Below are 13,947 nucleotides of genomic sequence, written 5' to 3' on the forward strand. Positions count from 1 at the left end.
TATACAGATCGGTATACACTGGGGCCATGACGATCGACTGGACGCCGAAGGCGCACGCGGTGCTGACCGCGGCGTCGGAACTGTTCTACGAGCGCGGGATCCACGCGGTCGGCGTCGACGTGATCGCGGCCCGCGCGGGAGTCACGAAGAAGACGCTCTACGACCGGTTCGGCTCGAAGGATCGACTGGTCGTGGAGTATTTGTCCGCCCGCGACGCGCGGTGGCGGGAGTTCCTGGGCGGATCGCTGGAGAAGGCCGGGCCGGACCCGCGGGATCGGCTCGTGGCGGCCTTCGACGCGTCCGAGGCCTGGGCGAAGAAGTACGGCGGCAAGGGCTGCAGCATGATCAACGCGCACGCGGAGATCAGCGATCCCGCGCATCCGGCGTACGCGGTGGTGACCGAGAGCAAACGCTGGATGCTCGGCGTCTTCGTCGAATTGGCCGAGTCGGCCGGCGTTTCGGATCCCGCGAAGACCGGCGAGCAAATCATGTTGCTGCACGAGGGTGCGGTGGTGATGGGGGGAATGCGCGTGGCGGAGAACGTTTTCGCGCGCGCTGCGGAAACGGCGGTGGTGCTGCTGGGCTGAACTGTCAGCGCGTCGAGCGGACTTTCTCGTAATGCCGCGCGGCACGCGCTCGGTTGCCGCAGGCGACGGAGCACCATTCGCGCCGCGGATGCGTCTTCATGAAGTAGAGCACGCAGCCGGGCGCGTAGCAGGCGCGCAGTTTCGCCGCGTCCGGGCCGCCGAGCAGGGCGATCGATTCCCTTGCCACGCGGGCTAATCCGGTGACGACGGCCGACGCGTCGCGCGAGGAGGTTTCCCGCAGTTCGCCGGACACGAGGGTCAGTTGGGGGACCGGCAGGTGGGTCACGAGGTCGTTCAGGTCGGCGAGGGCGGTGTCCAGCGAGACGGTCGCGGGTTGCCGGTCGTCCGCGGTGACTTGGGCGGCGAGGCGGCGGACGGCGGCGCGAAGCCGTCGCGCCAGCGCGAGTTCCGCGGCGGACGAGTGCCGGGCGCCGCGGTCGATGCCGACGGCGTCGAGCCAGGCGTCGAGGTTTTCGCGAGTTTCGAGGTCGTCGTGGAGCCCGCTCGTGTCGGCCCAGACGGTCGCCATCAGGCGGACCGGCACGATCTCGTCCGACAGCATCCACATGAGCGAGACCGTATCACGGGTGGGACGGGTTGCATCCGTGAGAAGCGGCTGCTACAACTTCTCACGGAACAACGCTCAAACACCCGTGAGAAAGGAGGGTTGGATGAGCATGGCTTCGACACCGGCGGCCGCCGCGGGGTTCCACCCGGGCGAGCTGGCGGTCCAGCGCGAGGCGGGGGTCGAACGGCAGGCCGCGCGGCTGTCGCGGATGGCTGAACCCGCTGGGATTTCCGCGGGGATGGCGGGGTTTCTGGCCGAACGGACGTTCCTCGTCGTGACCGGCCGCGACGCCGGCGGGCGGCTGTGGACGTCCCCGGTCGTCGGCCCGCCTGGCTTCCTCGAAACCAGGTCGGCGACGACGCTCGCGGTCCACGGTGCGATCCCGGAGGGCGATCCGTTGCACGGTCTTCCGGCCGGGCAGAAGCTCGGCATGACGAGCATCGAGTTCGCCACCCGCCGCCGCGTCCGGATCAACGGAACCCTCACTGCAGCGGCACAAGACCACCTGATCGTGGAAGTCGAGCAGGCTTACGGCAACTGTCCGCAGTACATCCAGCAACGCGTGCTGGCCGAAGAAACAGCATCGACCGCGCCAGTAGAAAACCGCACCGAATTCAGCCGCACAGACACCGAAATGATCGCGGCGGCCGACACGTTCTTCCTCGGCACCATCAACCCGGAGCACGGCGCGGACGCCTCCCATCGCGGCGGCGCGCCCGGGTTCGTCCGGGTCGAAGGAAATACGCTGTGGTGGCCCGATTATCCAGGAAACAACCTGTTCAACAGCCTCGGCAACCTCGCCGTGGACCCGGAGGCCGCACTGCTCTTCCCGGACTTCGCCAGCGGCCGGATCCTGCAGGTCTCCGGCACCGCCGCGATCGAATGGGGCGAGGCGGGCCGCGCGGGCGACGACGGTTACACCGGCCGGATCGTCCGGTTCGCCGTGGAGCGCGTCGTGTCCGGTCGCCCGATGGCACGGCAGCTCGCGCACACGCCTTACCCGCGCAATCCCGCGCTCATCAAGTGAAAGGACCGTCGTCATGACCGAATCGCGGCCGCCGTTCCCGCCGTTCGACCTGCCCGCCGCGCTGAAGAAGGTCCAAGCCGCCGAGGACGCGTGGAACACGCGGGACCCCGAGAAAGTCTCGCTCGCGTACACGCCGGATTCCGTGTGGCGCAACCGGGATACGCACGTCGTCGGCCGCGCCGCGATCGTCGAGTTTCTCACCGCGAAGTGGGAGCGCGAGCAGGACTACGCGCTGCGCAAGGGACTTTGGGGGTTCCGGGAAAACCGCATCGCCGTCCGGTTCCAGTACGAGAGCCGGGACGCGGACGGCCAGTGGTGGCGCAGCTACGGCAACGAGCTGTGGGAGTTCGCCGAGAACGGGCTGATGAGCCGGCGCGAGGCGTCGATCAACGACCGGCGCATCGAGGAGGCCGAACGGCGCATCTTCGGGCCGCGGCCGGAGGCGGAACACGGGGTCGACTTCCCGTTGTGGTGAACGAAAACCCGGCCGGTCCCTTCGGTGGTACCGGAGGGACCGGCCGGGCCGGGCCGCGTTCGCGGGATGGGGGAACGCGGGTTTCGCTCAGGCGCCGGTGCGCGCCTGCCGTTTGCGGGACACCAGCCGCCAGCCGACGGCGAGCACCACGACGATCGCCGGGATCGAGTAGAACGCGATCTTCTCGGCTCCGTCGGAGAAGCCCATCAGCACCACGACCAGCACGAGGAATCCGAGAGTGGCCCAGCCGGTGTACGGCGCGCCGGGCATGCGGTAGCTCGGCCGTTCCAGTTCGCCGCGCAGGGACGACTGGCGCATGCGCATCTGGGAGAACACCAGGGTCGCCCAGGTGGCGACCACGCCGAGCGAGGCGATCGCGGTGGCGATGTCGAACGCCTCCGAAGGCACGATGTAGTTCAGCACCACGCCGAGCACGTAGGCCACCGACGTGAAGAGAATGCCGCCGTACGGCACGTGCCGCGAGTTCATCTTGCCGACGAACTTCGGCGCTTCGCCCTCGTCGGCGAGCGCGCGGAGGATGCGGCCGGTCGAGTAGAGACCCGAGTTGCACGAGGACAGCGCGGCGGTGAGGACGACGGCGTTCATCACGTCGCCGATGCCGCCGATGCCCAGCCGCGAGAACACCGTGACGAACGGGCTTTCGCCGCCGTTGTAGAACGGCCACGGCAGCAGCATCGCCAGCAGCAGCACCGAACCGACGTAGAAGACGCCGATCCGCCACACGACGCCGTTGATCGCCTTCGGCAGCACCTTGCGCGCGTTCTTGGTCTCGCCCGCCGCGATGCCGACGACCTCGATCGCGGAGTAGGCGAACACGACCGCCTGCAGCGTCATCAGCGCGATGCCGACGCCGGCCGGGAAGAACCCGCCGTGGTTGGTCAGGTTGTGCACGCCCGCGGTCGTGCCGCCGATGTTCGCGCCGGTGAACACGAGCCCGAGCGCGGTCACCAGGAACACGACGATCGCGAGCACCTTGACGACGGAGAACCAGAACTCGAGTTCCCCGAACAGCTTCACGCTCAGCAGGTTGACCGCGATGAGCACGCCGAGCGCGATGAGCGCGGTGATCCACTGCGGCACGTCCGGCAGCCACTTGTGCACGTAGATCGCGACCGCGGTGATCTCCGCGATCCCGGTCATCGCCCAGTTCAGCCAGTACATCCAGCCGGACACGAACCCGGCCCACGGCCCGATGAACTCGCGGGCGTAGGTGACGAAACTGCCGGAGCTGGGCCGGTGCATGACGAGTTCGCCGAGCGCCCGCATCACGAAGTAGGCCGCGATGCCGCACAGCGCGTAGGACAGGACCAGCGACGGCCCCGCTTCGTGGAGCCGCCCGCCCGCGCCGAGGAAGAGCCCGACCCCGATCGCCCCGCCGATCGCGATCATCTGCACCTGGCGATTGCCCAGTGCTTTCGTGTAGTTGTCGCCCTCTTTGGCGACCACTGTGGATTCCATGGTTGCGTGACGCTAGCGGTACCGGTCCGGGTGACGCAGCACACCTAGGCTGGACTTAAGGTGTGCTACAGATCACGGTGGAGGAACCGTTCAAATCGGGCAGAACCCGTTTGAAATCCGGAAATCGCGCTGGAGCAGCGGGGATGTCCACCGTGGACGGTGCGGCCGGAGACTTTCGGGTAGGCCCGGGTGTCCTCCAGGGTAGCGAGGCCCGAAGGCGCGCGCGAGTCACCGGAACGGGCGATGCTGCGGCCAGGCGGCTATTCCACAGTGGACCCAGGTGCTTACGTGGACGCGCCGGGAGCGGCCCGGCGCGGGCGCGCGAGGAGGAGCCGATGACGGCCACGGCGGGGGAGATCCGGGAGGAACCGGCGCCGGCGGCGCTGTCCCGGCGGAAGATCCACGCGGTGTTCGGCGCGGTCGTGCTCGGCATGCTGCTCGCCGCGCTGGACCAGACCATCGTCGGGACCGCGCTGCCCACCATCGTCGGCGACCTCGGCGGGGCCGGGCACCTGTCCTGGGTCGTGACGGCGTATCTGCTGGCCGAGACGATCATGACGGTCGTGGTCGGCAAGCTCGGCGACCTCTTCGGCCGGAAGCTGATGTTCCAGCTGTCGGTCGTCGTGTTCGGCGTCGGCTCGTTCTTCTGCGGGTTCGCCGACAGCATGACCTGGCTGATCGTCTGGCGCGCGGTGCAGGGGCTGGGCGGCGGCGGGCTCATGGTCACCTCGACCGCGCTGATCGCCGACGTCGTCCCGCTGCGCGAGCGCGGCAAGTACCAGGGCGCGCTCGGTTCGGTGTTCGGTGTCGTCACCGTGGCCGGGCCGATGCTGGGCGGGCTGTTCGTCGACCACCTGTCCTGGCGCTGGGCGTTCTACGTCAATATCCCGCTCGCCGTGGTGGTGCTCGCGGTCGCCGCGTCGGCGATGCCGAGCGTGCGCGCCGCGGTCAAACCGGTGATCGACTACCTCGGCATCCTGCTGATCGGCCTCGCCGCGACCGGCCTGACGCTCGTCACGAGCTGGGGCGGCACCACGTACGCGTGGGGTTCGCCGGTGATCATCGGCATGGCCGCGGGCTCGGTGGTGCTGCTGGGCGCGTTCGTCGCGGTCGAGCTGCGCGCGCCGGAGCCGATGCTGCCGATGCGGCTGTTCCGGAACCCGGTGTTCACCGTCGCCGGGATCATGAGCTTCGTCGTCGGGTTCGCGATGCTCGGCGCGCTGTCCTATCTGCCCACCTACATGCAGTATGTCCAGGGCGTCTCGGCGACGTCGTCCGGCGTCCGGCTGCTGCCGATGGTGCTCGCCCTGCTCGTCGCCTCGATTCTGTCCGGCACACTGGTGAGCCGCACCGGGAAGTACAAGATCTATCCGCTCGTCGGGTCCGCGGTGATGACCGTCGGGCTGTATCTGCTGTCGCGGCTCGGCGCGCACACCGGGTTCTGGGAATCCGCGCTCTACATGGCGGTGCTGGGTCTCGGCATCGGCCTCGGCATGCAGGTGCTGACCATCGCGGTGCAGAACACGGTGGACTACAAGGACCTCGGCGTCGCGACGTCCGGGGTGACCTTCCTGCGTTCGATCGGCAGTTCGTTCGGCGCGGCCATTTTCGGCACCATTTACGCGAATCAGCTCGCCCCGAATCTCGCCAAAGCACTCGCCGAACATCCGCTTCCGCCGGGCGTCGATCCGAAGGCCGTCCAGGTTCCGCTGGCTTTGCACCAGCTGCCCGCGACGATTTCGGAACCGGTGATCGGCGCATATGCGGAATCGCTGCACGTCGTGTTCCTTTATGCGGCGCCGGTCGGCTTGGTCGCATTCGTGCTCGCGTTCTTCCTGAAGGAAATGCCATTGCGCGACACCGCCCGCGCGGCCGCGCCGGACCTCGGCGACGGATTCGCGATGCCGGAAGCGCGCGACCACGACCGGGAACTCGAACGGGCCATCGCGACGCTGCTGTTTCGGGAACGCCGCAAAGCCGCGCCCGCGATCGTCGCGCGGGCCGGTTCGGAACTGGACGTCGGCGGATTGTGGTGCGTCCTGCAGGTCCGGCTGCGGCAGCGGGCCGGACGGCCGGCGACGCTCGAAGCGATCGGGGAGGACCACGGCGTCCCGGCGCCGGTGCTCGAACCGGCCTTCGCGCGGCTGGAACTGACCGGGCACCTGAACTACGCGCGCGACACCTGGTCGCTCACCGAAACCGGGGTGCGCGAATGGGACAAGCTCGTCCGCGCGTGGCACGACTGGATCGCCGAACGCCTCGGCGACTGGGGCACCGGGGACCGTTCCGAACTGGACGCCGCGATCACCCGCGTCGCGACCCGGATCCTGGACCAGGGAGCGGACCGGGCGGACGGGCGGCACGCGCTCGTGTGAAACCGAGGGAAATCCGGCCGCGAGCCGGGAAACCGTTGCGAAACCGGTACCGCCGGCCAAGCGGGTCCGGCGGCAGCCGCGTTTCGGACAGCCCGTTAGCATCGCCTTGTCGGAGACCCTCTACTGTTCCGGGATCATGTCGGTGGATGAATCTGTGCTCACGACTTCGGACGACCCGGACGACACTGCCAGCGCGGCCAGCGTCCCGGTCCGGTCCCGCCTCGCCGCCTGGCTGCCGCTGGCCGCCGCGGTGCTCGGCCTGCTCTCGTTCCTGCTCGTGCGCGGGAGCCTCACCGACGACGGGTACATCACCCTGTCCTACGCGAAGAATCTCGCGCTGCACGGCGAATGGGCGCTCGTCCCCGGGTCCGTCGCGAACTCCGCGACCTCGCCGCTGGACGTCCTGCTGCTCGGGTTCCTGACCTTCGTCACCCGGATCAGCGGCTCGGCGCACCCGGTGCTGGCGCTCGGCGCGCTCACCGTGCTCAGCAGCGCCGCGATCGGCTGGGCGTGGGCGCGGCTGACCCGCCGCTTCGGCCTGTCGCCGTGGGTCGGCGCGCTCGGCCTGCTGCTGGTGATCGCCAACCCGTTCCTGCTCTCGGCCACCGGCCTCGAGGTGCTGCTGGTCCCGACCGTCCTGCTGTGGCTCGTGGTGGCCGCGCTGGAGAAGCGGCCGGTGCTGTTCGGCGCGGTCGCCGCGCTGACCGTGCTGACCCGGCTCGACCTGGTCGTGTTCGTGCTCGTGATCGCCTTCTCCACCGCGGCGATCCGGAAGAAGTTCTGGACCGCCGTCGCCACCGCCGTCATCGTGTCCGCTCCGTGGTTCCTCACGAGCTGGTTCGCGCTCGGTTCGTTCATCCCCGACACGCTGGTGATCAAGCAGGACCAGGAAGGCCTCTTCGGCGCCTGGGGCTACTTCAGCGGCCCGATGATGTACTTCCTGTACCTGCCGTTCACGGTGATGGTCGCCTTCGCCTCGGCGCTCGTCGGCGTGACCGTGCTGCTCGGCTGGCTCGCGCTGCGCTTCGCGCGCCGGTGGGACGACTTCCCGCAGCTGGCCCCGGTCGTCGCGCTCGGCGCGGGCGGTGTCATCTACTACATCGTGTACTCGACGCTCGGCGTCGGCCCGTACCACTGGTACTACGTCACCCCGATCGTCAGCACGGCCTCGTTCGCGGTCCTGATGATCGGCGTCTGGCACGCCGAGACGAAGAAGCGGCCGAAGCTCAGCCGGGTCCCGCCGCTCGTCGCGCTCGGCCTCGGCGGCGCGGTCGCGCTCGCCAACGTGGGCGTGGACCTCGCGCAGGGCGTGCCGTGGCCGTCGCCGGTCATCTTCGGCAACTGGGCGAGTTCGACCGACTACGCGCGGGTCGGCAAGGAACTCGGCGCGCGGCTGCAGGGCAAGTCGGTGGCCGGGCCGGGCGAGATCGGCACCCTGGCGTACTACTGCGACTGCCAGATCCTCGACGTCTTCTCCGACCGCAGCCAGGTCACCATGATCGTGAACAAGCGGCTCGCCGAGGACGGTTTCGTCAGCAAGACGATCCTGCGGATCAACTACCACTGGTTCAAGCGGCTTCCGCTGCGGAAACCGGACTACCGGCTGCTCTACGACCCGGGCCCCGGCCACGGTCCGGACCAGTGGACGGTCTACTCCGCGGCCAAGGGCGTCGGGCATTTCACCCTCGTGCCGTTCGACCGCTGACGCGCCGGGCGGTTTCCGGATACGGTCGGTTCCATGGCGAAGGGCGAGGCCGTCGAGCTTGCGGTGGGGGACCGGACGGTCCGGGTGTCCAACCCGGACCGGGTCTACTTCCCGGCGCGCGGCGAGACCAAGCTCGACCTCGTCCGCTACTACCTGTCGGTCGGCGACGGGATCGTGCGCGCGCTGCGCGAGCGGCCGTGCATGCTGCACCGCTTCCCGTCCGGGGTAGCCGGAGAGAAGGTGCACCAGAAGCGGGTGCCGAACGGCGCGCCGCCGTGGCTGGAGACGGTGCGGGTGCAGTTCCCGCGCTACCACCGGCACGCGGACGAGCTGTGCGTGACCGAGCTGGCGCACGTCGCGTGGGCGGTGCAGATGTCCACAGTGGAGTTTCATCCGTGGAACTCGCGGCGCGCGGACACTGAGCGGCCGGACGAATGGCGGATCGACCTCGACCCGATGCCGGAATGCGGGTTCGACACAGTGCGCCGGGTCGCACACGTCGCCGAGGAGGTTCTCGCCGAACTGGACATCCGCGGCTGGCCGAAGACGTCCGGCGGCAGCGGGATGCACATCTACGTCCGGATCGAGCCGCGCTGGGGGTTCGCGGACGTCCGCCGGGCGGCGCTGGCGTTCGCGCGCGAGGTCGAGCGGCGGGCTCCGGACGAGGTCACCACCACCTGGTGGCGCAAGGACCGCGACCCGAAGAAGCTGTTCGTGGACTACAACCAGAACGCCAGGGACCACACGATCGCCAGCGCGTACTCGGTGCGCGGCGTGCCGGAGGCGCTGGTGTCCACGCCGATCCGCTGGGACGAGGTCGACGACGTCGATCCGCGGGACTGCACGATCGCGACCGTGCCCGCGCGGTTCGCCGAACTCGGCGACCTGCACGCGGGCATCGACGACACGGCGTACTCGCTCGAGCCGTTGCTGGAGTGGGCCGACCGGGACGGGTTGGAGGCGGAAGACACCTGAGCGAAGTCATTCGGGCGCGTGGCGTCATGGGGGAGCCTCCGCCGCGTCTCCCCGGCGACGGAGCGGAGGCGAGCACGATGGACAGTGCTGGGGAACGGGATCCTCTTGCCGTGCTCTACCGGCTGCACCACCAGCTGCGCGTGCTGTCGCCGGTGCTCACCGTCGCGCCTGGCCGCCCGGAAACGAAGGCGATGCTCGACGGGCTCGCCGCGACCGTTTCCGAAGCAGAGGGGCTGCTCGCCACCGCCGAACCGGCCGCGCTGGCGGCGTTGCGGCAGGCGTTCGAGTATGCCCGCGAGGGACGGGGCAACGAGGCGAACTCGGAGCTGATCACCGCGTACGGACGGCTGTCGGTGCTGCTGCGGAAGGACACCCCGCGCCGGGACAGCGCGAACGAGCCGACGGTGCGGTGGCGCTCGAAGTTTTGACCCCTGCGGCGCCCGGCGTGCCAGGATGGCGGGCGAGAGCCGGCTGAGCCCGGGTGGTGCGGCAGCAGGAGGACGACGTGGCCGAGCAGATCCTCGTCACCGGCGGGACCGGTCAGCTGGGCCGGGTGGTCGTGGAACGGCTCCGGGCCGCGGAGGCTCCGGTGCGGGCGTTGAGCCGGAAGCGGTGCGCCAGCGATGGCGTCGAGTGGACGTCCGGGGATCTGCGGACCGGGCGGGGCATCGACGTCGCGGTCGCCGGGGTCGGCACGGTGATCCACTGCGCGACGGACTACCGGCACGAGGTCGAGACGGTGCGCACGCTGGTGGAAGCCGCGCGGTGGAGCGGGCAGACGCCGCATCTGGTGTACGTGTCGATCGTCGGCGTCGACCGGATCCCGCTGGGGTACTACCGCGCGAAGCTGGCCGCGGAGAAGCTGATCGCGGGTTCCGGGCTGCCGCACACGATCCTGCGGGCGACCCAGTTCCATGCGCTGGTGCGGAGCCTCCTCGCCGCGGCCGCGCGGTTGCCGGTGGTGCCGGTGCCGAAGTTCCGGTTCCAGCCCGTCGACGTGCGCGACGTCGCGGCGCGGCTGGTCGAGTTGGCTGGGGGCGAACCGCAGGGGCGGGTCGCGGACTTCGGCGGACCGGAGGTGCGGACGACGGCTGACCTGGCGCGTGCCCTGCTCGCCGCGTCCGGGAAGGACAAACGGCTCGTTTCGGTGCCGGTGCCGGGGCGGATCGCCCGGGGTTACGCGGCCGGCGCGAATCTGGCGCCGGAGCACGCCGACGGGGTGGTCACCTTCGAGCAGTATCTGGCGGAGCAGGGCAAGCCCACCACGTTGCGGTATCGCTAGCCGGCGGCGCGGCGGCGGACGGTGCGCTCCAGGATGCCGAGGGTGGCTTTGAGTGCGGATTCGGGGACCACCGGGAAGGTCAGGCGCTGCTTCCACTCCTCGGTGAGTTCCGACCAGTCGTAGTAGGACGTGACGCGGGTGCCGCCGTCGGCGGGTTCGAGCCGGTAGCCGTAGATGTGCCGCACGTGCGGCCGGAAGCTGCCCTCGACGGTCCAGGCGATCTCCTCGTCCGGGACCAGCGTGGTGATGACGACCTCGACGTCGTACTTGCCCAGCGGCCGGTCGCCGAGCGCTTCCCGGTCCATGTGGACCACGAACCGGTCGCCTGCCTCGGTGACTGGCTCGCCCTCGGCGTCCATGAGCATCCCGGACGCGTCGATGTCGACGTGGCCCTGCGGGTCGGTGAGGACTGCGAAGACGGCACTGGCGGGGGCGGGGATGAGCCGGGAGACTTCGATACGTTCGTTCACATCATCGACCATAGCAGAGATAATCGATGATTAGCCGGGTTGGATCAGCTCTGCACGAAGAAGTGCCAGCCGACCCACCACCAGGCCAGCACGAGCGCGATCCGCGTGGACCGCTTGCGCATCAACGCGGAGAGCACACTGGTCAGCGACGGGATCTTCTTCGGGAACAGATGGCTGCCGAGCCACAGCAGGATGGCCGCGGCCACGATCGCGCCGAAGCCGATCTCGGTGATCAGGCGGCTGCTCATGCCGTTCTCCTCGCCGTCGCGGCCGCGCGCAGCATCGCCAGGCCGGCCGCGACCCAGACGCCGATCGCGAGTGCTTGCACGACACGGTTGTCGAGCATCGGGTCGACGAGGTCGCTCATCGTCGGATGCGTCAGCGACAGGCCGCCCGCGGCCTGTTCGTAGATGAACGAGACCAGCTCCCAGAGGCACCAGGAGATCGCCAGGGCGACCCACAGCCAGCCGCGCCGGGGGACCGGCCGCGACGGGAGCGAGGGGTCCCGCCACTCCACGACCAGCGCGCCGATGCCGATCGCCGCGACGGCGAGGAACATCGGCACGGTCTGGCGGCCGAACACGAGCGCCACGAGGGCGACGGCGGCGATCAGCGAAGTGCCGGGCAGCCGGGTGGACGGCACTTCGAGGAGGTCCACGCCGGTGCTGTGGCGCTCGGTGACGACCAGCAGGATCGCGGCGGCGAAGAAGATCACGCCGTCGGCGGGAGCGCCGCGGATCCAGTGCGCCAAGGAGGCGATGAGAAGGGCGGCGATCGGGAGATCGACAGCCAGCCGGTGCGCCGGATAGTCCGCCGCGTGCCGTTCGGGAGTTGCCATGCGACGCCCCCATTCCGTGCCCGTCCTGCTTGAAAGACAACACGAAAGCGGGGGTTTGGCTTCCCTGACGGGCGAAAGAGGGGTCGTGAGCGGCGATGCCGGTTAGAACCGGGATTGCCACTCACGACGCGGGAGAACGCGCAGGCAGGAGCGTTCAGATGGGCCGGGCCTCGGCGACGCTGACGGGAGGATCGGCGGGAATGCCGTGGAGGACTGTGGCGAGGATCTCCGCGCCGCGCACCACGCGGGGGCCGGGGCGGTTGAAGTACGCGGGACCGTCGAGCAGCCAGACCCGGCCGTCGCGGACGGCGGGCAGTCCGGCCCAGCCCGGCCGGGACGTGAGGACGTCGAGTTCGGCTTCGGTGCGGTCCGGCGAGAAACCGCAGGGGAGGACGAGCAGGACGTCCGGGCGGGCGGCGACGACGGCGTCCCAGGTCATCGGTTTGGTGTGCTCGCCCGGTTCGGCGAGCAGGGGCGTGCCGCCCGCGGCGGAGATCTGCTCGGGCACCCAGTGTCCGGCGGGCCAGAGCGGGTCGAGCCATTCCAGCGCGACGACCCGGGGCCGCGGCCGTCCGGCGACCTGGCTGCGGAGAACGGCGAGCCGAGAATGGAGTTCGGCGACTCGGTCGGCGGCGACGTCCGGGACGCCCAGTGCGTCGCCGAGGGTGGTCAGGCAGCCGAGGACTTCGCCGAGGGTGCGCGGTTCGAGGCTGAGCACGCGCGGTCCGGCGTCCAGCATCCGGACCGCCGCCGCGACGCGGGTGTAGGACACCGCGCAGACCTCGCACAGGTCTTGGGTGAGCACGAGGTCGGGCGCGAGTGCGGCTAACTGGCCGACGTCGACGGAGTAGAGCGACGAGCCTTGATGCGCTGATGCGGCGGAGATCTCGCGGCTGGTCAACGCGGCGTCGAGGTCTGCGGAAGTCACCACCGGGACCGACGTGACGTCGGCGGGCCAGTCGCATTCGTGGGTGCGGCCGACGAGGTCGCCCGCCTTGCCGAGCGTGGCGACCAGGTCGGTGGCGGCGGGCAGGAGTGACACGATCCGCATGGAGCCACGGTAGGTCAGGCGGCCTCGTGCAGCGCCGCAAGCAGCGAGGAAGCCCGCTGATCGACGTCCTCGGCCTGGAGTTCGTTCGTCACGAACGAGAACGACAACCCCCGCGTCGGCCAGGCACCGTGGCGGCCGCCGCCTGCGCCGGAGTGGCCGAAGGCGGCTGGGTCGGCGTCAGCGGGGCCGTAGGTGCCGATCGGGTCGGCCAGTTCGTAGCCGAGGCCGAAGCGGAGCGGGCGGTCGTTGATCGCGTCGATGCCTTCGGACCAGGTACGGGTTGCTTGGGCGAGGATGTCGTTCGGGATGAGGGTGCCCGCGCGCACCAGGTCGTACAGGCGGGCCATGGCGGTCGCGGTGCCGACCGCGCCGCCTGCCGCGAGGGTCGCGCCGCGGTATTCGGGGAGTTCATCGAGTCTCCGGAATCGAGCAGGCCGCGGTACATCCGTTCGACGATCCGGCGGCGTTCCTCGTCCTGCAGGAAGGTGCTGATCCGGTAGCCGGGGGCCCGCCGGAGGGTGGCGACCGGGACCGTCGCGGGGGTGCCGAGTCGCAGGTCGAGGCCGTGCGGCTCGGCGAGCAGGGCGCGGACGTGGGTGCCGAGGTCCGCGCCGGTGACGCGCCGGGTCAGTTCGGTGGCTAGGTAGCCGTAGGTGAGTGCGTGGTAGGCGACCTTCGTGCCGGGTGTCCACAGTGGACGCTGGGCGGCCAGTGCGCGAGCGTTCGCCGCGTTGTCCAGCATCGGCAGGTCGGGCTCGACGTAGGGCAGGCCGACGGTGTGCGAGAGCAGCTGCGAAACCCGGACGTCTTCCTTGCCTGCCTCGGCGAACTCCGGCCAGTAGCGGGCGACTCGCTCGTCCGGGTCGAGCAGGCCCCGCGCGGTCAGGATCGCCAGCACGGTCGCGACGACGCCCTTGGTGCCGCTGAACAACACGGCCCGGGTGTCCTCGGTCCATGGCACGCCCTCGGCCGCCGAGCCGCCCCACAGCTCCACCACCGGCGCGCCGTCGCGGAACACGCTGAACGCGGCTCCGCCGGTGGTCGTTTCGAGGATGTCCCCGAACGCTTCGCGCACGCCCTCGTAACCTGGTTTTACCGCACCCTGGATGGTCATC

Annotated in this window: 14 protein-coding genes and 1 pseudogene; 8 read left to right on the plus strand and 7 right to left on the minus strand. The window is 70.0% G+C overall.

Going from position 1 to position 13,947, the window contains the following annotated elements; genetic code table 11:
• Nucleotides 1-26: 26 nt before the first annotated feature.
• Nucleotides 27-587 (plus strand): TetR/AcrR family transcriptional regulator, encoded by a 561-nt coding sequence (locus RPX00_RS36070; protein WP_406632127.1) that lies wholly within the window; start codon nt 27-29, stop codon nt 585-587.
• 4 nt (nt 588-591) lie between these two features.
• Here RPX00_RS36070 and RPX00_RS36075 read toward each other — a convergent pair whose 3' ends face one another.
• Nucleotides 592-1,155: a CGNR zinc finger domain-containing protein gene (locus RPX00_RS36075; RefSeq protein WP_406632129.1), complete on the minus strand. Its 564-nt coding sequence runs from the start codon at nt 1,153-1,155 to the stop codon at nt 592-594.
• 103 nt (nt 1,156-1,258) lie between these two features.
• Here RPX00_RS36075 and RPX00_RS36080 point away from each other — a divergent pair, with 103 nt between their 5' ends.
• Together RPX00_RS36080 and RPX00_RS36085 are read left to right on the plus strand one after the other, a co-directional pair.
• Entirely contained in the window at nt 1,259-2,182 is a 924-nt protein-coding gene (locus RPX00_RS36080; protein WP_406632131.1) for a pyridoxamine 5'-phosphate oxidase family protein, read from the plus strand.
• Between the two features lie 13 nt (nt 2,183-2,195).
• The gene (locus RPX00_RS36085; protein WP_406632133.1) at nt 2,196-2,657 is read left to right on the plus strand and encodes a nuclear transport factor 2 family protein; all 462 of its coding nucleotides are present in this window, start codon (nt 2,196-2,198) and stop codon (nt 2,655-2,657) included.
• An 87-nt stretch (nt 2,658-2,744) separates the two neighbouring features.
• On the opposite strand, the gene RPX00_RS36090 is transcribed toward RPX00_RS36085, so the two are convergent.
• Complete coding sequence (locus RPX00_RS36090) at nt 2,745-4,136, minus strand: amino acid permease (RefSeq protein ID WP_406632135.1); 1,392 nt, start codon at nt 4,134-4,136, stop codon at nt 2,745-2,747.
• 335 nt (nt 4,137-4,471) lie between these two features.
• Between RPX00_RS36090 and RPX00_RS36095 the strand changes: the two genes are divergently transcribed.
• From RPX00_RS36095 to RPX00_RS36115, 5 genes are all read left to right on the plus strand, one after another.
• Nucleotides 4,472-6,511, plus strand: coding sequence for an MDR family MFS transporter (locus RPX00_RS36095; RefSeq protein WP_406632137.1), 2,040 nt, complete (start codon nt 4,472-4,474; stop codon nt 6,509-6,511).
• A 154-nt stretch (nt 6,512-6,665) separates the two neighbouring features.
• A complete protein-coding gene (locus RPX00_RS36100; RefSeq protein ID WP_406643216.1) occupies nt 6,666-8,216 on the plus strand; it encodes a hypothetical protein in 1,551 nt (516 codons plus the stop codon).
• A gap of 33 nt (nt 8,217-8,249) precedes the next feature.
• Nucleotides 8,250-9,191, plus strand: a complete 942-nt coding sequence (gene ligD / locus RPX00_RS36105) for a non-homologous end-joining DNA ligase (protein WP_406632139.1) — start codon at nt 8,250-8,252, stop codon at nt 9,189-9,191.
• A gap of 26 nt (nt 9,192-9,217) precedes the next feature.
• Nucleotides 9,218-9,619: a hypothetical protein gene (locus RPX00_RS36110; protein ID WP_406632141.1), complete on the plus strand. Its 402-nt coding sequence runs from the start codon at nt 9,218-9,220 to the stop codon at nt 9,617-9,619.
• 77 nt (nt 9,620-9,696) lie between these two features.
• Nucleotides 9,697-10,473, plus strand: a complete 777-nt coding sequence (locus RPX00_RS36115; RefSeq protein WP_406632143.1) for an SDR family oxidoreductase — start codon at nt 9,697-9,699, stop codon at nt 10,471-10,473.
• Here RPX00_RS36115 and RPX00_RS36120 read toward each other — a convergent pair.
• The 5 genes and pseudogenes from RPX00_RS36120 to RPX00_RS36140 all read right to left on the minus strand — a co-directional run bounded on the left by RPX00_RS36120 (nt 10,470) and on the right by RPX00_RS36140 (nt 13,946).
• Complete coding sequence (locus RPX00_RS36120; RefSeq protein ID WP_406632145.1) at nt 10,470-10,943, minus strand: SRPBCC family protein; 474 nt, start codon at nt 10,941-10,943, stop codon at nt 10,470-10,472. The two genes, RPX00_RS36115 and RPX00_RS36120, sit on opposite strands and share 4 nt — an antisense overlap.
• Before the next feature lie 44 nt (nt 10,944-10,987).
• Nucleotides 10,988-11,191, minus strand: a complete 204-nt coding sequence (locus RPX00_RS36125) for a DUF6186 family protein (protein ID WP_406632147.1) — start codon at nt 11,189-11,191, stop codon at nt 10,988-10,990.
• Nucleotides 11,188-11,781 (minus strand): hypothetical protein, encoded by a 594-nt coding sequence (locus tag RPX00_RS36130; RefSeq protein ID WP_406632149.1) that lies wholly within the window; start codon nt 11,779-11,781, stop codon nt 11,188-11,190. The genes RPX00_RS36125 and RPX00_RS36130 overlap by 4 nt, the downstream gene beginning before the upstream one ends.
• A 154-nt stretch (nt 11,782-11,935) precedes the next feature.
• A complete protein-coding gene (locus RPX00_RS36135) occupies nt 11,936-12,832 on the minus strand; it encodes a cobalamin-binding protein (RefSeq protein WP_406632150.1) in 897 nt (298 codons plus the stop codon).
• 14 nt (nt 12,833-12,846) lie between these two features.
• Nucleotides 12,847-13,946: pseudogene (locus RPX00_RS36140) on the minus strand (serine hydrolase domain-containing protein).
• Between the last annotated feature and the right edge of the window lies 1 nt (nt 13,947).

Source organism: Amycolatopsis sp. WGS_07, from assembly GCF_045278895.1.
In the GTDB taxonomy this organism is placed as follows: Bacteria; Actinomycetota; Actinomycetes; order Mycobacteriales; family Pseudonocardiaceae; genus Amycolatopsis.